Source organism: Cryomorphaceae bacterium 1068 (assembly GCA_027214385.1).
In the GTDB taxonomy this organism is placed as follows: Bacteria; Bacteroidota; Bacteroidia; order Flavobacteriales_D; family Cryomorphaceae; genus JAKVAV01.
Genome location: JAPVXR010000005.1, coordinates 40296 through 60391 on the forward strand (window position 1 = coordinate 40296; position 20096 = coordinate 60391).

Genomic DNA, 20096 nt, shown 5'->3' on the forward strand with positions numbered 1-20096 from the left:
AAGCTATAAGTTATGGCAACAAAAAAAATACTTCTACTCGCCTTTTTGTTCGCGTGTTTCTCAGTTACCGTGAATGCCCAGAAATCATCAGGTGATGATTCTCTGCCCGACAGTCCTTTGGATATTTTTATCCCCAATGCTTTTACACCCAATGGTGATGGATTGAATGATTCTTTCAGAACCCAAATCACAGGGCCCGAACTCGATCTTTATGAGTTTATGGTTTTGGATCGAAACGGTAAGGAGGTATTCTACACTACAGACCCGAATGAAAATTGGGATGGAACAATTAAAGGGAGTTCTTTTACTTCAGGTACTTCCATGTTCATTTATATCCTGAAGATTAAATCAATAGAAGATAGAGGGCCAATGACATTAAGAGGTCATGTGGTATTGATTCGCTAGGCAAAAACGGGTTTTCTCGATTCAGCGGCTTTTTGAATCTTGAGCAGAAGATCAACTGATGAATTTCCGTTCAACCTGATTAGGCCCACTCTTCTGGCAGCGGCCATACTTGCTTCTTTTAGGAAATTATCGCGACATCCGATATTGATCATGGCCTTGTACATAGCTTTTCGCACATGTCGGGGCTCATCTTTGATGCATCCTGAAATTGCGTTGATGTGATCGATAAAAAAGTCCTCGCCTAAAGTATTCTTTTGCTTGGCTACAGATGCCAATGTAGAATACGCGTAGCAGCGTTTATCCGCATCCTTACTCTTTTTCCATACGTCTATAAAGTGAACGGCATATGGGGACTTAGCCACAACGTTTTCGCAAAACTTATCCGAAAAAGGAGAAGGGTAGACCTGCTCAATTCTATCAGACATTTCATCTATGGTGTAGCTCTCGCCATCATCAATGTAGGTTCCCAGTACTTTGAGATCGTGGTTGTGACTCGCATAGAGCTCATCGGCTAGAACGGCGTCAGTTTCTAGCTGTTTCGCGATTTTTTGAACGGTGGTGAAGTTCAGTCCGAAGGTATCGTCACCATTTGTAATCTTTTTCGACCAACCGTTCTTAATGTCGTTTGAAGGAATAGTCTTTAGTTCTGCGGTAAGTTCATCTAAAGTCATAAGGTCTAAAATAGTAGTTGGTAATCGAAGATAGACGATATTTTCTGAAAGAGAAAAGAATGTGCCTAGTAATTCATTTACATCACTATGTTCATATACCATCTGGGATTGATAAGTGCAATGCTTGTTTTTTTAATTAAATGCACCCCATGCCAGAGCATAGCGACGGGGGTGATTTACCTTTTGTATTGGCCTTTTAACGGTCTTTCACCGTAATCAAAGGACTTACATTTGGTGGGCCTAGTTTCATAAGCACATTACCGCTGAGAGATTCCAGGCTACTGTTTAAGTTGATATGATTGAAAGAAAATTCCGAACCAATTAAGCTTAAAACGGTTTTTTCATTAGGATATCTTAGAAGCATTAATCAATGATCTATTTCTCACCTGATTTCAACGAATTCTTTAAAGAACTCGCTGCCCATAATCACAAAGATTGGTTTGATTTAAACCGAGACCGCTACCACAAAAACATCAAGGAGCCTTTTGAAATTTTTGTGTCAGACTTGGTGGACGAACTGAAAAAAGATGACCCCAGGTTGAATATAAACCCGAAGTCGGCCATATTTCGCATTAATCGAGACATCCGCTTCAGTAAGGACAAGTCTCCATACAAGTTGAATCGATCTGCAGCTATTGCTCCTGATGGGAAGAAAAGTATCGCAAAAGGTGGAATTTATGTTGAAATAGGCCCCGGAAGGGTGATGGTGGGCGGAGGTGCCTTTCAGCCGGACAAAGAAGAGCTACAGAACCTCAGAGAAGCAATAGCTGCCAATCCGAAGAAGTTTAGAAAGGCAGTAGAGGATGAGCAGTTTCTTAAGGTTTATGAAGAAATTCATGGAGACGAAAACAAGCGACTACCAAGCAAGGCGCTATTGGAGGCTGCCAAGATCGAACCACTGATTTTTAAGAAAAGCTTCTATTATCTCTGCGAGTCACCTCCTGAAATGGTTACTTCAGATAAATTGATTCAAAAAATTGTAGGACAGTATAATGCGGCTAAACCCTTGCGTGATTTTATCTCGAAAGCTGTAAGCTAATATTCCCCTTTGATTTTATTCCAAGTGCTGTAGAGATTCTCTTGATTGGGGCGGTTTTCCTCTTCTTCAGTTAAGGATGTGGTCGGCTCTAGCGATTGACGACATTCTTCGGGGAGGGACTGATAAAGCGCGGTTCCTTTTGTTTTCCATGCGATCATTTCATCCGATACCTTCTTGATCACCTTACCCGGATTTCCAACGACCAAACTCCTTTCGGGAATATCCTGACCGGCAGCTACGAAGCTCAGCGCTCCTACAATCGATTCTCTGCCAATGCAGACATCGTCCATAATAACGCTATTCATGCCTATAAGGCAGTTCTCTCCGAGATGAGCACCGTGGATGACAGCTCCGTGACCTACGTGCGCTGAGGGCTCTAAAATCACGGTTTTTCCAGGGAACATGTGGATCGTGCAATTCTCTTGAACATTGCAGCCATCACCGATTTCAATTCTACCCCAGTCTCCTCGAATAGCCGCTCCGGGGCCAATGTAAACTTCTTTTCCAATGACCACGTTCCCTGTCACCGTAGCATTAGGATGAATGAACGCTGTGGGATGAACAACGGGAGTGAAACCCTTGAAGGAAAAGATATTGCTCATATATCAGATATTGGGGTTTTCGAGAATCATGGCGTAGCCTTGACCCACACCAATGCACATCGTGCAGAGCGCATAGCGTTTGTTCTGAAGGTTTAGTTCCAGAGCTGCAGAGTAGGTGATTCTGTTTCCGGACATTCCCAGAGGGTGACCTAAAGCGATGGCGCCTCCGTTTGGATTGATCCGCGGATCATTGTCCTGCAGGCCAAGCGAACGCGTGACGGCCAAACTCTGAGCAGCAAAGGCTTCGTTGAGTTCAATCACGTCCATATCATCCAAGGTGAGTCCTGCTCTTTGGAGGGCTTTTTTGGTCGCGCCGACAGGCCCAATTCCCATTATTCTCGGTTCTACGCCTACCACTGCGCTGCTAACGATTCGAGCGAGTGGTGTTAGGTTGTGTTTTTTAAGTCCTTCTTCAGAAGCAATAAGGGTCGCTGCTGCACCGTCATTAAGACCTGAGGCATTTCCGGCAGTTACGGTTCCATCTTTGCGAAAAGCGGGTCTAAGACCTGCTAAAACTTCGGCAGTTGTGCCTTTTCTAACAAACTCATCCTGTGCAAATCGGATCGGATCTTTCTTTCGCTGAGGAATAATCACAGGCAGAATCTCTTTTTCAAGTCGTCCGTTTTCCTGCGCTCTTGCTGCTTTTTCTTGGCTCCAAGCTGCAAACTTATCCTGGTCTTCACGTGAAATCTTGTGAATGTCAACCAGATTTTCAGCGGTTTGTCCCATCGCATCAGTTCCATAGATCTCTTCCATTTTCGGATTGATAAATCTCCATCCGAAACTGGAGTCATAGAGTTTGCTGTCTTGGCCGAATGGTGCTGAAGCTTTAGACAGAACCCAGGGTCCGCGAGTCATGTGTTCCATTCCTGCCGCGATGAAGACGTCGCCTTCATTCGTTTTCACGGCTCGATAAGCGTGCACGATAGCGCTCATTCCTGATGCGCATAATCTGTTTACGGTTTCACCGGGCACAGTGAAGGGGAGGCCTGCTAGAAGAAGAGCCATTCTGGCCACATTTCGGTTGTCCTCACCGGCTTGGTTGGCGCATCCCATAATTACATCATCGATTGCATTCCAATCCATATTGGGGTAGCGGTCCATGAGCCCCTTGATAGGGTGTGCGGCTAAATCATCAGCTCGAACTGAACTTAAAGTTCCTCTGAATCTGCCTATTGGCGTTCTAATTCCATCTACGATATATGCTTCTTTCATGTTAGATTTCCCAGTCTTTTGAAGTTCTATAAACACTACCGAAGAAAGATGCCACGACCTCTTCGTCCTGATTGGTAATGGTGATTTGGTAGTGTGCTACCTTTTCGCCGAGGTTGGTCTCGCGGGCTTCAGCAGTCAGCGTATCACCCGAATGAACCTGTCGGAAGTGAGCGATGGATGTTCCCGTTGAAACTGCCATTTTTCCGTGGCCATTGCTGGCAAAGGCCAGTGCGCTGTCGGCTAAGCTGTAAGTCACACCGCCATGCGCAATACCGAAGCCATTGAGCATTTCGTCCTTCACTTTCATTTTGAGCTTTGCGTAGCCCTTGTCCACTACGATTACCTCTATGCCCAGCCATTGGCTAAAGGCATCCTTCTTCATCATCGTTTCGACGATTTTCCATGATGATGGCTTTTTATCGGACATTAATTTTCAATTAGATTTTCGGAATAGAAGGTCTTTTTCTCTTCGACCATCCTTTTGAGTAAAACACTTGGTCTATAACGGTCTTCTCCATATAAATCTTGCAATGCCTCAAGCTGTTTCAGGACTTCGTCAATACCGAGTTCGTCGGCCCATTGGAAGAGGCCTTTCGGGTAATTCACTCCACGGGTCATGGCTAGTTCGATACCTTCGCGTGTAGAAATATTGAGGTAGAGAGCATCGGCTGCCTCATTGATCAACATGACCAAAATTCTGTGAAGCACCTTTTGTCCCAGTTCCACATCTTCATTGGGTTTGGGATTATTTGCCGCATCGCTATAATCGTAATAACCTTTGCCTGATTTTCGTCCCAGCCATCCGGCTTCCATCATTCGCTTTTGAGTGAATGACGGTCTGTATCGAGGATCGTAAAAGAACTCTTTGAAAACGGTTTCCGTTACAACGTAGTTGATGTCATTACCGATGTAATCCATCAATTCAAAGGGTCCCATCCTAAAGCCTCCCAGTTCTTTTACGGCCCAATCAATGGTAGGTACGTCGGCAATTCCCTCTTCTAGTATGCGCAGGGCTTCACCGTAAAACGGGCGTGCTACTCTATTGACGATAAAGCCTGGAGTGTCCTTGGCAATCACGGTAACTTTCCCCCAGGAATCGATTAAATTCCTTGCTTCAACAAGCGTATCACCGGACGTTTGAACGGCAGGGATGATCTCCACTAGAGGCATCAACGGAGCAGGGTTGAAAAAGTGAATCCCCAAGACCCTTTGAGGCTTCGAACAAGCTGATGCTATTTTGGCAATACTCAAACTTGACGTATTGGTTGCAAGTATGGTATTGTCGTCTGCTATTAGTTCTAAGTGGCTGAAAAGGTTCCTTTTAACGCCCAAGTCTTCAACTATTGCTTCAATCATAAGTCCCGTACCCGTCAGGTCTTCTAGGTGATTGCAAAACTCAATTCTGTTGTAGATTGATTCTCCTTCTTTTTGGGTTATCCGTTCTTTTTCGACAAGTCTATCCAGTATTTTTTTAAGCTTCGTAGCAGCGCTGTCCAGTGCTTCACTGTTATTGTCAAACAGGCAGACATCATGGCCTGCGGCAGCCGCAACTTGGGCTATTCCGGCCCCCATTGATCCGCTTCCGATTATTGCAATTTTAGTGTCTTTGTCTAATCTACTCATGTTTTATTCTCCTTTAAACTCGGGTTTCCTTTTTTCTAAAAAGGCCGTTACGCCCTCGTTGTAATCATGCGTACCGCCTGCCCTCGTTTGAAGTTGTTCCTCCAACGCCAGCTGAGATGACAAATTATTTTGCATAGAGCGGTTCAGTGCTTTCTTTGTGTAAGCCAATCCTTTCGTAGGCATTGCAGCTAGTTTGGCAGCAGTAGCTTCAACAGCAGAATCAAATTCATCGTCCGGCACTGCCTTGTAAATCATTCCCATTTCCATTGCATCGTTAGCCGATACTTTGTCGCCGAGCATCATTAGAGCTGAAGCTCTTTGAAAGCCGACTAGCCTTGGAAGAAAAAAGGTCCCTCCACTATCGGGGATGAGGCCTATTTTGCTAAATGCTTGAATGAAGGATGATGATTCGCAAGCAAGAACGACATCACAGGCCAATGCAATATTGGCTCCGGCACCTGCGGCAACGCCATTTACAGCGGCAATCACAGGCTTATCCAAATTCCTGATTTTTTCGATAATCGGGTTGTAGTGGTCACGAACGATACTTGTGAGAAGAGGACCCTCAGGGTCTGTTACCTCCTGTAAGTCTTGCCCGGCGCAAAATGCTTTTCCTATGCCCTGTATCACAACCGCACGAACAGATTTATCGGCTTGACAAGAATCCAAGGCCGCATGCAAGGCAAAGGACATTTCCTTGTTGAAGCTATTGAATACTTTCGGTCGATTGAGCTTGAGAAAGGTTATGCCTCCCTGCTTTTCGATTAGAATTGATTCCATTTTGATCATTGAAATTGGATGAGCGAAGTTAATTGAAAAGATAGAGCCTACAAGAGAACTCAGGCTTCTCCTATGGCTGGATATCAAGAATTAAAATATTGACATCTTCCTATTTGTTTTCGTAGCTTTCGAAGCAGTTTATTCAAAATCTAACCGATATGAAATTTCGTTTAACATTAGTTGCCATACTCATTTCAGCATTTGCATTTTGCCAAAACCTCGAAGGTCGTTGGGTGAATTCAAGTTTTACAGGCGAAGAAAATGTAGCCTATGAATTTTTAAAAGATAACAAGGTGAAGATATTTTATGCAGGGACCCAGTTGACTGAAGGAGCGGTTGAGTATGAAATCAAAAAGAATGGAGATTTATACATCATTATCTTGCAGTACCAAAACGTCTTGAATAATTATAGCGCCAATACCATTGGCTTGGTGAAAGTAATAGACAAGGACAGAATAGAGATGGAGTTTTGGGACAGAAAAGACGCACCAAAAGAGCTGGGATTTAGCGACGAATCTTTGCTTTACACGAAAGAGTAGACCATTTCCATATTTCACAATTGAGGCAATGTATAATTAAATCCAATGATCGATTCTTCGAACTTGTCATCTCAATTTCAAGTACCTACCGATGGATCCTTTGTCTTAAGTGATCATCATTCTACTTGGTCGGCTCCTTTGGGTATTGAAAGTCTCACGGGCAAAGAGCTAAAGAAAGCCGCCAAGAAGTTTTTGAAGGAAAACCTCAAGCAGCTTCAGGAAGCTCAAGAGTTGCTTTGGGCCAGCAATAGACGAAGCATGCTTCTGATCTTCCAAGCTATGGACGCGGCTGGTAAGGATAGTACCATAAAACATGTGATGACGGGCATCAATCCTCAAGGGGTGAGTGTAACCAGTTTTAAGCAGCCTTCGAAAGAAGAATTGGAGCATAACTTTTTGTGGCGGTATTGGAATAAAATGCCCGAAAGAGGACAAATCGGAATTTTCAATCGATCGTATTACGAAGAGGTGTTGGTAGTAAAAGTGCACCCCGAAATACTCGACGCAAGACCTCTTCCAAGGGGGCCTAGAGGAACTGAATTTTGGGAAGCCCGATATGAGGATATCAATACCATGGAGCGGCATCTCTTCAGAAGTGGAAAAGTGATTCTGAAATTTTTCTTGAATGTTTCAAAGGAGGAACAAAAGAAGCGCTTCATTGATCGGCTGAGCATACCCGAAAAACATTGGAAGTTTACTGAAAGTGATGTTCAGGAAAGGCAACACTGGGATCGTTATATGCAAGCCTTTGAAGAAGCCATAAAGGCAACTTCTACCGAATGGGCTCCGTGGCACGTAATTCCTGCTGATAATAAATGGAAGATGAGAGGGTTGGTCTCATCTATTATTACTGAAAAGATTCTTAGTTTGAACTTGGAGTTTCCTCAAGTGAGTGAAGATGAAAAGGCTCGATTGCAAGAGATCAAAAAGAAGCTGGAAAATGAGTAGGAAATCACCCTTAAATTCAGGAATATTCTATTTCTTTACTCACTCAAACCAAAGCTTTTTCAAATGAAATTTCCTATACATCTTTTATTCGCTCTTGCTATCTTATTTCACTCTTGTGGAAACGGAGATTCTGCTGAGTCAGACACATCAGAGGCAGATAGTGTCAAAACGGAAAAACATGTAGTAGCTGATCCACACAACAGCCAAAATGCATTAGACTGGACCGGAACCTATTCGGGCGTTCTTCCCTGCGATGCCTGTGATGAACTTCAAGCTGAAATAACCCTCGAGGAGAACGGTCGATTTTCTCGAAAGCTAGTTTATAAGGGCAAATCAAAGACTCCCTTGCTCAGCTCAGGAATCTTCGAGTGGAATGAAGCGGGTTCTGAAATTACATTGAAGAGCTTCAAAGGAAATGGGCAAGTATACAAGGTAGGAGAGAACAGACTCATTTACCAGGTGCCTGAGGGTGGTTCGGTAGAATACATTTTATCTAAAGTGGTTGAGAAGGCCGATGAGCCTGTATGAGATTAAGCTCTCATTCAAGGTCTCTTGATCTAAATAACTGCCGTTTTGATAATTGGGCCCAAAATATCCGCTGTGTTCGGGCTTTTCAGCCAGTGGTGAAGAATTCCGGCGTAGACTTCTCGGAAGTCGGTATTGAAAACTAAGTCGCCTTGATCCAAGTTTTGAAGTGAAGGCATTTCCCCTCTCAATCCGGGTTTTTTCAATCCGCCACTCATCAGCCAAAGGTTTCCTGCCGTCCCGTGATCGGTTCCTCCGCCAGCATTCTGAGCCACACGGCGACCGAATTCGCTGAAAACCATCACCAAGGTATCATCCCAAAGATTGGCTTGTTTTAAATCATTTTTGAAGGCCTGAATGGATTCGTCTACATTCTTGAGCAGGCGCTCCTGAGTTCCTTTTTGATTGGCATGCGTATCAAATCCTGAGATCGATGTGTAAAAGACCCTTGTTTCGGCCCCTGACTTCATCAAATTGGCCACAATCCTCAAATCAGCGCTAAGTGTATTGGACGGGTAGCTGCCATCTCCGGAACTCGGCTTGATGAGGCTCGAAAGGTAATCTGCACCTTCAGTAACTCGAACGGCGGTTTGATAGAGGTAAGAGGCCATGTCGTGATCGTGTTTCTCGCTATGAGCCATGGCTTGCAAAAGTCGATCATCTTTGATTCGCTTGATCCCGTTGAGATTTGAAATTGCCAAGGACTTCCCTTGATTTGCCTTCATAGCCAAACTCAAGTTTTCGTTGATCTCTAAAGACGGGAACTCTGCCTTGCTTTTTTGAGACCAGTGGCCCAGCCATCCCTGATCTGAATAAGATTTTCCATCGGTGGCCGTATGCCAGATATCCATACTTCTGAAGTGTGATCGATTTGGTTCAGGATACCCGACCCCTTGAAAAATAGCCATCTCTCCTTCGTCAAAGAGCGAATTGAGCGACTTCAATGAAGGATGGAGACCGAGTTCATCGGTCAACTTGTTTACTTCGTTTTGGTTGATAGCCAATCGAGGTCTGCTTTTGTAATAGATGTCATTTCGGTAGGGGACTACCGTGTTTAGCCAATCATTTCCTCCCGAAAGTTGTACCACAACCAAACGTTTTCCTGTAAAAGCAGAGGGAGCCGATAGCCTGAATAAGTTGGGTACCATCAATGTGGTTCCTGCTAATCCTGTGGTCTTTAAAAAGTCTCTTCTGTTTTGCATGGCTATTTGAGTTGGTATTCAGGTAGAGAGGCTATAAGAGCCAGAGCGCCTTTGGTTCCTTCGAAACCAAGTAGTTTGATTTCTTCGATCATCTCGTTTTCGTTAAGAACGGTCTCCGGAATCAGCCAATTGGCGATTTGGGTTGTTTTATCGCTATAAGACATATGTCCAAACGCCTCTTCAATTGCTGAAATATTGGATTTGGCCTGTAGTCCTTTTTTTAATCTCTTTGAGAGGTTTTCCGTCAAGTCCTCACCTTGGGCAAAAGACTTATTCGTTTTTACTTCGTAGTCATTCTTTAGCAAAATGGCCCTTGCTAACGAAAGTCGAGTGGGGAGGGTAGAAGCGTCGATCCACCCTTTGCCGGAAGGCCAACCTGCTACATTGGGCGGTTGAAAGAGTACTTGACCTAATCCCTTTTGTATGGCTATACGGTAGAAGTTGTCATCCGCACTTAGGTGGAAGTCTCGCTCCAAGCGTACCAACAGTTCAACAGGTGAGAGCACATCCTGCCCGATGATATCTTCAGAGTTAAACTCATCTGATTCTGCGATGGCAAGCAAGACAGGACCTATTTCATAGTCTGACTCGTAGAAGGTTCTGGTCAAAGTCGATTGTAGATTTTCGCTTGGAGGCCTTCCTAAGAAGTACTTCGCTATTTTTCCGGAGACATATTCAGCAGCAGCTTTTTCTTCGAGGATTCTATCAATTACCTCTTCTCCTGTCCAGCGTTTGGTTTCGCCGAAGAAGGTTTTTGTGCCATTGTCATGCTGGCGTTCGTTCAATTTGAAATGCCTATCAGAATCCACGTTCCATCCTGTAAATGCTCGTGCTGATTCCTTGATATCTTTCTCTGAATAGTTTCCGATCCCGAGTGTGAATAGCTCCATCACTTCTCTGGCAAAATTCTCGTTGGGATGGCCTTTGCGATTTTGCTGATTGTTCAGGTAGAGCAACATCGCAGGCTCTTTAGCAATGCCGTGCAGAAGACTTCTGAAATTCCCCAAAGATTCTTTCCGAATAAGCTCCAGGTAGGAACTTGTCATGTACGAGGTTTTTGGTTTGCAAGCGAAGTGATCGTGCCAGAAGAGACTCATCTTTTCCCGTAGCGGATTCGATGTATTGGCCATTTTAGCTATCCATTCCCCATTGATTTCGATCACCAGTTTTCGATCGGCATCTATCATGGCTTTGCGGTCCGACTTTTCCATTCCCACCATTTCTTTGAAGCGGATGGGTTTCAGTTTCCTTGAGATTTCTAAGGGACTGAAGTCTCTTGAATCCATCTGCTTTTCAAGATTTTTGTGAGCGTCAAATGAATTCGATTCCTTAAATAAAAGCAGGTCTTTAAGGCTTAAGCCGAATCCAAAACGAGAGTGATAGTGCTTTAATTCCTTAAGTGAATTCATAATCTTCATGTAATTAAGACTAGGCTTTTCTGTCTTGGTTTAATACCCTCTTTCAAGAACTGCACCGAAAACCGTTTTTAAGAAAATTGGAACGAAAGTTTGTAAATCTTGTTGTAGAAATGGCGCATGGAAAATTCTCGAACCATAATTGATCGGTCTTTTGGCATTTTGCTCTCTGAGAAAACCAAAAGAAAAAGCGAAAAGGTGATTGTCACCATTGCTATAATTTGCTTTTTTATTCACCTCATTGGGATCTATTTGAAAAAGTTCGGATGGATCAGCATAGACGCTCATCCCGAATTGTTTTCAAGTCCAATAGCGGCGATCTATACGCCTTTTTCATTCATCCTTTTGTACGAAGCGTATCTGCTGGTTTATTATCTCCCCAAGTCAACTTCCTTTTATATAGCAAAGCAATACGAAATCATCACCCTAATCGTGATTCGTAGGATATTCAAAGATTTATCCAATCTTGAATTTACTGAAGATTGGTTTAGCGTGAGTTACGATCTTCAGTTTACTTATGATCTTATCGCTACTATATTTCTTTTTTTCTTGATCTATCTTTTTTACCGTCTGAATGCGAATCAAAATTCACGGAAAGAAGCGTTAGAAAAAACTCCCGAAACCGAGAAGTTTATTTTGAGAAAGAAAATTATTTCCATTCTCTTGGTTCCCATTTTCCTTGTGCTGGCTGTTTACAGCCTGTTTAATTGGGTTTACCGTAGTTTTTCTCTTTCCGAAATGGTGGACACGATAATGGATATCAATGAAATATTCTTTGACGAGTTTTTTGGGATCCTAATCTTGACAGATGTCTTTCTATTGTTGATTTCATTTTTCTACATCGATCGGTTTAGTTTGGTAATCAGAAATTCAGGTTTTGTAATATCTACCATTCTTATCAAACTCTCATTCGGAACGGAGGGAATTCTCAACACAGCTCTTATTGTAGTCGCAGTACTTTTTGGCGTCATCGTTTTATGGGCACAGAATCTGTATGCGCAAATTGAACCTATTGGGGATTAGTATCTCTCTTCAAAGGCTTATTTGTTTTTTTGATTTTGTTGGGATTATCCCATAAAAAAAGGCCGTCACCAATTTGACAGCCCTTTTAATTCTATTAGAGTTTTTCTATTAAGCTATCGCAGGATCCGTTCTGCCTAAATCTCTCAACATTTTAAAATGGCCTTTAACTGCAGCAAAGAATGTATTTTCCATATGATAAGGAATATTGAATTCAGCAGCAGTTTCTTGAACAATTTTAGAAAGCTTCGGATAGTGAACGTGACAAATGTTCGGAAATAGGTGGTGTTCGATTTGAAAGTTCAAGCCTCCCGTAAACCATCCTACGATTTTGCTTTTGGGCGCAAAATTGCAGGTTGTTAAAAGTTGGTGAACCGACCAGTTTTGTTTAATTTCTTCTCCTTCTGCAATAACGAACTCAGAACTTGGAACCACGTGTGCCAATTGGAATGTGATGCTCAATGCAACACCCGCAACTACATGCATGCTCATAAACATGAGGAAGGTCATCCAGATGGGAACATTTACCACAAGCATTGGCAACAACAGAAATACAGAGAAGTAAAGAATCTTACCGAATATGATTTTGGATAGTCTGCCTGCATATTCCTTGTTGGTCTTCAAGAAGCCTTTCTCCTTGTATTTTGCGAGTTTCAAGAAATCTTTTCCCGTAGCCCAGTAAAAGGTACTTACGGCATAAAAGAAAACAGCATAAATGTGCTGATACCTGTGGTACCAGTATCTTGGCTGATTTGGAGAAAAACGCAATAAATACCTTACCTCAATATCTTCGTCACCGTTCTCTACATTAGTGTAGGTGTGGTGCAAAACATTGTGTTGAATCTTCCACATTTTTGCGTCTGCACCTAGTGCTACAGAGGAAAATCCGAAAAGTCGATTGGCTTTCTTTTTGTCAAACATTGAACCGTGCAAGGCATCATGCATAACAGAGGTACCCATGAAAGCCTTACCGACACCCATTACGATCCAAAGTGCAAATAACAACCCTACCGATTCGAATCCTCCAAAAAGGATGACAATGAAAGGGCCGAAGTAGAGAAACAAAGCTGAGAATGTTTTTAGCTTCATTATTGAGTTACCGCTTTTTTCAATTTTATTTTCACTGAAATAAGCGTTTACTCTCTTTCTCAATTCGATTGAGAAATCTTTATTAATCTGTCTTGAAAATTTGTATCGCGTCATTATAAATTATTGAATTGTCTTCTACACCTATCATCTGCACTCGGCGCAAAAATGAGAATAATTGATTGCATCCCTTGCGAATGCGAAACTTTTTCTCAACACCGTTGTAGGGCAAAAGTACGATTAAACGGTGAGGTATTGCTTAAATTGCTTTTTATCAATGCAGTAAAAGTGTAAAGTGTTGGGAGTTAAACTTTGTCATCCTTGTTTACGACAAAAGTAGTGAAGGAACACCAAGATCGATTTAAAGTTTCGAAAAGTCCTGAAAGGATTCTTTACACTATCACAATAAATGATAAATGTCGCCGGTTCTTGCGGCAGTTGTTGCATAATCATTGGGTCATAAGTCGTCTAGCAGATGCATGTAGTCCGCCTGAAGGTCTTCGTGCAAGGATGATAAAGTCTTTTCGATTTTAACCTTCTGCCGTTCGTACATATTCATAAGTACATTACTTCTGTGAATGGCAATCCCCGAATTCTTCATGGCCTGGCAGAAATACAGCCGCACTTCTACCTCAGTTTGTTTATTTCCCGAGTAGCGGATGTTCTTGTTCAATTGCCTGAGAATCTTTTGGATCCCTTTTTTAGCATAATAGATGTGGCTGCTGTTTACTTCAGCCATCATCTCATCTATATCGTACTTAATAGATTCTATATAAGCTGTTTCATTGTTCGCATCAAAAAGCAAATAGGTTAGCAGCTCCTTGTTGTCTTTCTTAAATCTACCAAGACGGAGGCACAATTCTGCTAACTCTTTTGGATCACGAGTTTTTAGCTCTCTTCTGATTTCTGCTAGTGAAGCTGGTTTCATTTCGGATACCGGATAAAGGATAAGTATAATTCAATATTTGCAATTATCAGATTCTTTTAGGCTATTCAGAGAACTTCGTTTTTGAATTAGGAGATTAATGGACAATAGGAATCCGAGCTTTAATGTTTTTCCTCATTGGATTTAATCAACTAATAAGTTGATTTAGCGTTTCTTAGTTTAACCAACTAATCGCCAACCATGAATAAGCTTTTTAAGGGAGCGCTGTTTTTACTTTTTCTGCCTGTTTTTTCAGGGGCTCAAAACTTTGTGGGAAGTGAGTTTAGATTGAGTTTTATAAAAAACCTTAATCCTACATTTAATACTCCTCCAATATTCGATATTTCCATTCACGCTTTGGAAGGTTTAGATGCGACGGTAGAATATGGTCTTCCGACCGATCCTTTTTACGAAACACAAACTATATCAATCAATGCAAACGAAGTGGGAGTGGTGAGTTTCGATCAAGATCAGTTTTTAAATCAGGAAACGCTCAATGTGGTTGAGACCAGATCCTTTTTGATTACAACTACGGGTGAGGCCAGAGTTTATGCTTTTCACAATCGTCTCTATTTTTCGGATTCATCTCCGATACTGCCTACTACGTCCTTGGGAAATGATTATTTGATAACCTCTTTTGAGCAAAGTGGTGGCGCATATCCATCCATTTTTAATGTTACTGGAACGGTAGATAATACTTCTGTCGACATCACCCCCACATCAGGCACTTTACTCGGCGGAGCAGGAGATACCTTTACAGTCAATCTGGATGCCGGTGAGGTGATTTCCATCTCTTCATCAGGTGATTTAACCGGAAGCAGAGTCACTTCTCAAGGTGCACTTATTGCCGTCTCCGGCGGCCATCAGCAATCTTTGGTCGGCCCTCCGGGTTGTGGCGCAGATAGCCACTTATGGGAACAATACATTCCCATTTCTGATTGGACAACCAGCTATCCCATTTTTCCGTTGAATGGAAATGATGGTGATCTGTTCAGAATTCTTGCACTTAATGATAATACTCAGCTATACTCAGGATGCGACCTGATAGCTACCATTGACGCAGGAGAATTTTACGAAGAATTTTACGATTCTCCCTTTATCCTTACATCTTCAGAACCTGTTTCTGTAGCAGCTTATATGAGAGGAAACGATTGTGCAGGGACTGACACAGGCGACCCCAATATGCGAATGCTCCTACCTCTTAAGCAAGGCAATACAAATATCAAATTAAGGGTCGAAAATCCCCTGCAAGATGGCGGTCCATTCGGGGGTGATGCACTTCATGCAGTTCATTTAGTCATGTTGACGGCTGAGACGTCAGGCCTGAGTCTAAACGGCAACAATGTGACCACATGGCAGGCCTTTAATAGTCAGCCTGGTTTATCTTATGCTGAAATTGAGATTGATGATCTCGATAATCTTCTTTCTATTGAATCTACTTCACCTTTTTGGTCTGAACTTATATCGCTCAAAGCATTTGATGCCTTCACCATGTCCTTGGGAAGTGATGCCGAAATAACCTTGCCCCCATTGGACTTGACTATAGTCAGTCTCGGTCCCGATCAGACCATTTGCCCCGGGCAGTCCATTATACTAGACCCTGGTCTTGGTATTTCAGGTACGTGGCAAGATGATAGTTTTCAAGAGACGTATACAGTAGTGGAGCCGGGAACTTATAGTGTTACAGTCGAGGATGCTTGTGGCGATGGTAGCGATGAGGTGATTATTTCCGAAGGATTTGTTCCTACAGTTGTGCTTCCATCAGAATTGATTATTTGCGGAGGGGATATTGAGTTTATTGAAGTGGAAGAAGAGCCGGGAGTAACCTACACGTGGAGTACCGAAGAGGAGGGTGGTACGATTGAGGTTGATGGATTCGGAACATACACAGTGACTGCTATATCTCAGGATGGCTGTGAAAGCGAGGCTTCCACAGAGGTGCTCGATGGAGCTACGGCCGAAGTAATACTTACCGCACCCGAAGCCATCTGCGAGAATTCCGTAGATTCAATTCTGGCTTCCGCCAATGAAGCAGGGGCATTTACTTGGAGCGACGGAACCATTGGGTCCAAACTGACGATAAGCGAGTCGGGAGACTACTCAGTGATTTTCGTTCCTGAAAGTGGCTGCGAAGTGGAAGAAGAGGTTTCAGTCGATCAGCTTTTTGCTCCTTTTGTTTTCGCCAATGACACAGTTATTTGCGATGGAGATGTCATACAGATCAGAGCACAATCACCAAATGGAGATGCCTTTTGGCCAGGAATTTCAGATAGCTCAGTAGCATCAATAAGTGAAGAGGGTGCCTATGAGGCTGCTGCCGAAAATGAATGTGGAATAGCCTTCTTTACGGTGAGTATTGGGTTTAAAGACTGTTCTTGCCCTGCTTTTCTTCCCAATGCGTTTACACCCAATGGCGACGGCCTCAACGATCTCTTCGTACCCAATATTCTTTGCGAGCCTGATTTCTATGAGCTGGTCATTTTCAACCGATGGGGAAAAGAAGTCTTTTCGAGTACCGACATTACCAAAAATTGGAATGGGGATAGCAAGAATAATCCTGACTTCTTCTCTTCAGAAGGAGTCTACAATTATATTCTTAAATTCGATAATCCCTTGAGACCGTTGCAATCACCTCAAGAAATTACGGGAACAGTAACCTTAATCCGTTAACAAATACTCGTCACCATGAAGCGTCTTCTTTTCTTCTTTTCACTTTTTCTCTCCATAAATTTATTGGCAGTGCCGTTTACCTTGCGTAATAATTCGCTCAAATCGATTCCACTTAAGATTCCCGGAGTGATGAATCCCAATCTATCACCCATGTCAAATAGCGGGGTAGACCTCTGCGTGGGACAAGAGATCTTCTGCAAGATTGATGGCAAGAAAGTATTGCTCCTCACGGTAACTGAAGACTTGAAAGATCAAACATTAAAAGTCGACGAACTCATTCGCGAAAAGCGAAAAGAGCTGAAGGCGACTAAAAAGAAAAATTAGTTATACCCTTTTGCTTGAAGCTTAAACAAGGCCGCATACTTCCCGTCCTTTTGCATCAACTCTTCATGGCTTCCAAGCTCGAGGAGCTTTCCGTTTTCCAAAAATAGAATCCGATCAGCCATACGCACCGTGCTAAAGCGATGGCTAATAAGCACAGCACTTTTGCCTTCCATTAGCTCCGCAAAGCGGATGAATACCTCATTCTCTGCTCGGGCGTCGAGAGCACTGGTGGGCTCGTCGAGAATCATCAGTTGCGCATTGCCCATGTAAGCTCTGGCTAAGGCTATTTTCTGCCATTCGCCGCCGCTCAGCTCAACTCCGCCGCGAAATCGCTTGCCGAGCATCTGCTTGTATTTTTCGGGTAGCTTATTGATGACGGTATCTGCCAAACTCTTCAAAGCGCTCGACTCTATCGAAGCTTGATCTTCAACTCCCTCAATATTTCCGACAGCAATATTCTCTCCTGCAGGAAGCTGAAAGCGCATGTAGTCTTGAAAGATGATGCTGACGTTTTTTCGGAGTTCGTTCAGATCATATTCACGCAAGTCATATCCTTCGAGCAAAATTCGTCCCTCGGTTGGTTCGTAAAGACGAGCCAAGAGTTTGACCAAAGTGGTTTTTCCGGCTCCGTTTTCTCCCACAAGTGCCAGCTTTTCACCGGGCTGAAGCTTGAAGCTTAGATTGCGAAGTGAGTATGTTTTGGATCCGGGATATTGAAAGCTCACATTTTCGAAGGCGAATCCTTTTTTAATGCTTTCGGGGAAAGGACGAAGGATTCGGGTATTGTGGATATTCGGTTTGATTTCAAAAAAGTCAAAGAGATCCTGCAAGTAGAGCGCACTCTCGGCAATTTGAGTGAATCGATTCATAATGCTCTGAAGCATGTTTCGCATTTGCAAAAATGATCCTGCCAAGAAAGTGAGTTGACCTACGGAAATTTCTCCTTCCACTGTATCGATGGCGATATAAACATAAGCACCATAATAGGCTCCAGTTCCGATTACGGAAAGGGCTGAGCCCCAAAAGGCCCGCGACAGGGATAGCTTTCGATTGGCCTTATAGTATTCGTCGGCCAGTGTCTTGAAACGATCTGAGATAAAGTCGGCCAAACCAAATACCTTCACCTCTTTGGCGGTTTGGTCGCTGGCGCCGATGTAGCGGAGGTAGTCGAGTTCGCGTCGCTGGGGAGTCCAATTTCGGGTGAGGCTATAGCTATCGGCGCTGAACTTGCTTTCGCCCAGAAATGAAGGTAAAATAGCCACGACCAATATTAAAATCAGTATCGGTTTGAATGCAATCAATCCTGCAGCGAAAAATCCAATGGTAATGATGTTTTGAATCTGAGTGAGCACTTGGCTCATCAGAACGGTGCGACTGGTGGTTTGTCGCCTGGCTCTCTCCAGCTTGTCGTAAAACTCGCTGTCCTCAAATTGGTAGAGATCAAGAGTCGCTGCGTGATGGATCAATTTGACGGAAGTCTGATTGCTGAACAAATCACCTAGAAGCCCATCCAATAAGGTGATGGCACGATTGGTGACATCACTCAAAATGGCCAATCCGAATTCAAGGCCAATGTAGAGCCAGATATTTCCATAAAAGGCTTCGGGTTGATCCATCTGAAAAATGATCTCATCGATGATGAGTTTTCCTACCCAGAGCATCACCACGGGAATAGCAGCCTTGATAATCCGCATCACCACATTTCCAAAAGTCATGGAGGGACTCGTTTCCCAAATCATTTTGAAAAAGCGAGGAAGATTTTTAAAAGCGTCGAGACGCTCGCGGAATGAAGGCTTATCGGATTTCTTTGCCATCTGGCAAAGGTAGGAAGCCTTCAATCGGAATGGTGTATCCTTTCAATTATGGGGTATAGAGGAATGTTATATTCAGGCGTAAGCTGTATGCTACTGAAGTTCTTCCCACCAACCCTGATATGCCGTACTTGGTTCATTCACAGAAACGAATTCTCCGATTTGAGGAATCACTACAGGGATGCTTAATTCCGCGCCAGCGGGAACAACTCGCTTGATAGGATCATCCCACTGATGTAAGGCTAAGGTGAAGGCTCCCCAGTGTATGGGCATCATTACTTTTGCGTCAACTTCTTCTGTAGCCAGAGCCGTTTCTTCTGGCATCATGTGAATGGCAGCCCATTTTTCATTGTACTGTCCGCATTCCATCAGGGCAAAATCAAATGGACCGAATTTCTCACCGATTTGTTTAAAGTGTGGTCCATAGCCACTGTCGCCGCTGAAGAAGAGCTTCGACTTCGAACTTTTAATCACCCAGGAACCCCAAAGGGTAGAATTGCGATCGGTCACCCCACGGCCTGAAAAATGACGAGAAGGAGTAAAGGCTATTGATATGTCACCGATGCTTCCTGCATCCCACCAATTAAACTCAGTGATTTGCTCCTCGGGTACTCCCCATTCACGGAAGTGGGCGCCGACACCTAGAGGGAGATAGAAGTGTTTGGTCTTTCCGATCAAGGCTTTGATTGATCCATAATCCAGGTGATCGTAATGATCGTGGGAGATGATAATGGCATCGATGGATGGAAGGTTTTCAATGGAAATCGGCATTTCGCTATTGAAGCGATTTGCGCCAAGCCAAGGATGCGGAGCGGCTACTTGGCCAAACATCGGATCAAGCAAGATATTCTTGCCTTCCATCTGAAGCAGAAAAGCGGAGTGGCCGTACCACATGAGTCGGGCAGGACCATCGTATCCAATGATTTCCTCTGAATCGCGAAAAATCATGGGTAAAGGTGAAGCCGGCTTGCGTCGTTCTCCACCTGCTAAGAACTCCCACATGGTTTTGGCCATGCCTTTGGCATCCATATCCATCGAAGTCTCGATAAGGTTTTGAAACTCGTTATTCTCATAATGACCTGATGTGGCGTACCGCTCTTTGTCCTCATTGCTATGGCTTCCGCCAAATTCAGGACTGAACTTAATAAACAACACAGCCACCACGGCAATGAATCCGATGGTAGAAGGAATGGCGATTAGCAACATTTTGATGAATTTTTTCAAGCCTTACTCTTTTGAAGAGTCGCGAAGGTAAGGCCTTTGAAAAAGTAAATGTGAAATCAACTCAACAAAATA

General features: G+C 43.4%; 20 protein-coding genes. 8 read left to right on the forward strand and 12 right to left on the reverse strand.

What is annotated here, in order from left to right; translation table 11 throughout:
* Positions 1-12 precede the first annotated feature (12 nt).
* The gene (locus O3Q51_08480) at positions 13-405 is read left to right on the forward strand and encodes a gliding motility-associated C-terminal domain-containing protein (GenBank protein ID MCZ4408840.1); all 393 of its coding nucleotides are present in this window, start codon (positions 13-15) and stop codon (positions 403-405) included.
* Here the strand turns inward: O3Q51_08480 and O3Q51_08485 are convergent.
* Complete coding sequence (locus O3Q51_08485) at positions 402-1178, reverse strand: DNA alkylation repair protein (GenBank protein ID MCZ4408841.1); 777 nt, start codon at positions 1176-1178, stop codon at positions 402-404. The two genes, O3Q51_08480 and O3Q51_08485, sit on opposite strands and share 4 nt — an antisense overlap.
* 268 nt (positions 1179-1446) lie before the next feature.
* Here O3Q51_08485 and O3Q51_08490 point away from each other — a divergent pair, with 268 nt between their 5' ends.
* Positions 1447-2115, forward strand: a complete 669-nt coding sequence (locus O3Q51_08490; GenBank protein ID MCZ4408842.1) for a DUF2461 domain-containing protein — start codon at positions 1447-1449, stop codon at positions 2113-2115.
* Here the strand turns inward: O3Q51_08490 and O3Q51_08495 are convergent.
* The 5 genes from O3Q51_08495 to paaG are packed head-to-tail and all read right to left on the reverse strand — an operon-like array spanning position 2112 to position 6335.
* Entirely contained in the window at positions 2112-2717 is a 606-nt protein-coding gene (locus tag O3Q51_08495; protein ID MCZ4408843.1) for a transferase hexapeptide repeat family protein, read from the reverse strand. The two genes, O3Q51_08490 and O3Q51_08495, sit on opposite strands and share 4 nt — an antisense overlap.
* Positions 2718-2720: 3 nt before the next feature.
* A complete protein-coding gene (pcaF, locus tag O3Q51_08500; protein MCZ4408844.1) occupies positions 2721-3932 on the reverse strand; it encodes a 3-oxoadipyl-CoA thiolase in 1212 nt (403 codons plus the stop codon).
* A gap of 1 nt (position 3933) precedes the next feature.
* Positions 3934-4359, reverse strand: coding sequence for a hotdog fold thioesterase (locus O3Q51_08505; protein ID MCZ4408845.1), 426 nt, complete (start codon positions 4357-4359; stop codon positions 3934-3936).
* Positions 4359-5555: a 3-hydroxyacyl-CoA dehydrogenase NAD-binding domain-containing protein gene (locus O3Q51_08510; GenBank protein MCZ4408846.1), complete on the reverse strand. Its 1197-nt coding sequence runs from the start codon at positions 5553-5555 to the stop codon at positions 4359-4361. The genes O3Q51_08505 and O3Q51_08510 overlap by 1 nt, the downstream gene beginning before the upstream one ends.
* Before the next feature lie 3 nt (positions 5556-5558).
* Entirely contained in the window at positions 5559-6335 is a 777-nt protein-coding gene (paaG, locus tag O3Q51_08515; GenBank protein ID MCZ4408847.1) for a 2-(1,2-epoxy-1,2-dihydrophenyl)acetyl-CoA isomerase PaaG, read from the reverse strand.
* A 158-nt stretch (positions 6336-6493) separates the two neighbouring features.
* Between paaG and O3Q51_08520 the strand changes: the two genes are divergently transcribed.
* From O3Q51_08520 to O3Q51_08530, 3 genes are all read left to right on the forward strand, one after another.
* Positions 6494-6874, forward strand: coding sequence for a hypothetical protein (locus tag O3Q51_08520; GenBank protein MCZ4408848.1), 381 nt, complete (start codon positions 6494-6496; stop codon positions 6872-6874).
* 45 nt (positions 6875-6919) lie between these two features.
* Positions 6920-7822: a polyphosphate kinase 2 family protein gene (locus tag O3Q51_08525; protein ID MCZ4408849.1), complete on the forward strand. Its 903-nt coding sequence runs from the start codon at positions 6920-6922 to the stop codon at positions 7820-7822.
* 63 nt (positions 7823-7885) lie between these two features.
* Positions 7886-8350, forward strand: a complete 465-nt coding sequence (locus tag O3Q51_08530; GenBank protein MCZ4408850.1) for a copper resistance protein NlpE — start codon at positions 7886-7888, stop codon at positions 8348-8350.
* A gap of 29 nt (positions 8351-8379) precedes the next feature.
* Here the strand turns inward: O3Q51_08530 and O3Q51_08535 are convergent, their stop codons facing one another.
* Together O3Q51_08535 and O3Q51_08540 are read right to left on the reverse strand one after the other, a co-directional pair.
* The gene (locus O3Q51_08535) at positions 8380-9549 is read right to left on the reverse strand and encodes a DUF1501 domain-containing protein (protein MCZ4408851.1); all 1170 of its coding nucleotides are present in this window, start codon (positions 9547-9549) and stop codon (positions 8380-8382) included.
* A 2-nt stretch (positions 9550-9551) separates the two neighbouring features.
* Positions 9552-10958 carry a DUF1800 domain-containing protein gene (locus O3Q51_08540; protein MCZ4408852.1) on the reverse strand — a complete coding sequence of 469 codons (1407 nt, stop codon included), beginning with the start codon at positions 10956-10958 and terminating at the stop codon, positions 9552-9554.
* A gap of 126 nt (positions 10959-11084) precedes the next feature.
* Here O3Q51_08540 and O3Q51_08545 point away from each other — a divergent pair, with 126 nt between their 5' ends.
* A complete protein-coding gene (locus tag O3Q51_08545) occupies positions 11085-11987 on the forward strand; it encodes a hypothetical protein (GenBank protein ID MCZ4408853.1) in 903 nt (300 codons plus the stop codon).
* Between the two features lie 108 nt (positions 11988-12095).
* Here the strand turns inward: O3Q51_08545 and O3Q51_08550 are convergent, their stop codons facing one another.
* Positions 12096-13187, reverse strand: a complete 1092-nt coding sequence (locus tag O3Q51_08550) for an acyl-CoA desaturase (protein ID MCZ4408854.1) — start codon at positions 13185-13187, stop codon at positions 12096-12098.
* Positions 13188-13527: 340 nt separating this feature from the next.
* Entirely contained in the window at positions 13528-13998 is a 471-nt protein-coding gene (locus O3Q51_08555) for a hypothetical protein (GenBank protein ID MCZ4408855.1), read from the reverse strand.
* A 198-nt stretch (positions 13999-14196) separates the two neighbouring features.
* Between O3Q51_08555 and O3Q51_08560 the strand changes: the two genes are divergently transcribed.
* Entirely contained in the window at positions 14197-16665 is a 2469-nt protein-coding gene (locus O3Q51_08560) for a gliding motility-associated C-terminal domain-containing protein (protein MCZ4408856.1), read from the forward strand.
* Positions 16666-16680: 15 nt separating this feature from the next.
* Positions 16681-16989, forward strand: coding sequence for a hypothetical protein (locus O3Q51_08565; protein ID MCZ4408857.1), 309 nt, complete (start codon positions 16681-16683; stop codon positions 16987-16989).
* On the opposite strand, the gene O3Q51_08570 is transcribed toward O3Q51_08565, so the two are convergent.
* Positions 16986-18803 (reverse strand): ABC transporter ATP-binding protein, encoded by a 1818-nt coding sequence (locus tag O3Q51_08570; GenBank protein MCZ4408858.1) that lies wholly within the window; start codon positions 18801-18803, stop codon positions 16986-16988. The two genes, O3Q51_08565 and O3Q51_08570, sit on opposite strands and share 4 nt — an antisense overlap.
* Before the next feature lie 90 nt (positions 18804-18893).
* Positions 18894-20024, reverse strand: a complete 1131-nt coding sequence (locus tag O3Q51_08575) for an MBL fold metallo-hydrolase (GenBank protein ID MCZ4408859.1) — start codon at positions 20022-20024, stop codon at positions 18894-18896.
* Between the last annotated feature and the right edge of the window lie 72 nt (positions 20025-20096).

Bases quoted from the DNA above. Each gene is read 5' to 3' on its own strand.
- O3Q51_08480 (MCZ4408840.1), top strand. From the start codon at position 13: ATGGCAACAAAAAAAATACTTCTACTCGCCTTTTTGTTCGCGTGTTTC.
- O3Q51_08485 (MCZ4408841.1), bottom strand. From the start codon at position 1,178: ATGGTATATGAACATAGTGATGTAAATGAATTACTAGGCACATTCTTT.
- O3Q51_08490 (MCZ4408842.1), top strand. From the start codon at position 1,447: ATGATCTATTTCTCACCTGATTTCAACGAATTCTTTAAAGAACTCGCT.
- O3Q51_08495 (MCZ4408843.1), bottom strand. From the start codon at position 2,717: ATGAGCAATATCTTTTCCTTCAAGGGTTTCACTCCCGTTGTTCATCCC.
- pcaF (MCZ4408844.1), bottom strand. From the start codon at position 3,932: ATGAAAGAAGCATATATCGTAGATGGAATTAGAACGCCAATAGGCAGA.
- O3Q51_08505 (MCZ4408845.1), bottom strand. From the start codon at position 4,359: ATGTCCGATAAAAAGCCATCATCATGGAAAATCGTCGAAACGATGATG.
- O3Q51_08510 (MCZ4408846.1), bottom strand. From the start codon at position 5,555: ATGAGTAGATTAGACAAAGACACTAAAATTGCAATAATCGGAAGCGGA.
- paaG (MCZ4408847.1), bottom strand. From the start codon at position 6,335: ATGGAATCAATTCTAATCGAAAAGCAGGGAGGCATAACCTTTCTCAAG.
- O3Q51_08520 (MCZ4408848.1), top strand. From the start codon at position 6,494: ATGAAATTTCGTTTAACATTAGTTGCCATACTCATTTCAGCATTTGCA.
- O3Q51_08525 (MCZ4408849.1), top strand. From the start codon at position 6,920: ATGATCGATTCTTCGAACTTGTCATCTCAATTTCAAGTACCTACCGAT.
- O3Q51_08530 (MCZ4408850.1), top strand. From the start codon at position 7,886: ATGAAATTTCCTATACATCTTTTATTCGCTCTTGCTATCTTATTTCAC.
- O3Q51_08535 (MCZ4408851.1), bottom strand. From the start codon at position 9,549: ATGCAAAACAGAAGAGACTTTTTAAAGACCACAGGATTAGCAGGAACC.
- O3Q51_08540 (MCZ4408852.1), bottom strand. From the start codon at position 10,958: ATGAATTCACTTAAGGAATTAAAGCACTATCACTCTCGTTTTGGATTC.
- O3Q51_08545 (MCZ4408853.1), top strand. From the start codon at position 11,085: ATGGAAAATTCTCGAACCATAATTGATCGGTCTTTTGGCATTTTGCTC.
- O3Q51_08550 (MCZ4408854.1), bottom strand. From the start codon at position 13,187: ATGACGCGATACAAATTTTCAAGACAGATTAATAAAGATTTCTCAATC.
- O3Q51_08555 (MCZ4408855.1), bottom strand. From the start codon at position 13,998: ATGAAACCAGCTTCACTAGCAGAAATCAGAAGAGAGCTAAAAACTCGT.
- O3Q51_08560 (MCZ4408856.1), top strand. From the start codon at position 14,197: ATGAATAAGCTTTTTAAGGGAGCGCTGTTTTTACTTTTTCTGCCTGTT.
- O3Q51_08565 (MCZ4408857.1), top strand. From the start codon at position 16,681: ATGAAGCGTCTTCTTTTCTTCTTTTCACTTTTTCTCTCCATAAATTTA.
- O3Q51_08570 (MCZ4408858.1), bottom strand. From the start codon at position 18,803: ATGGCAAAGAAATCCGATAAGCCTTCATTCCGCGAGCGTCTCGACGCT.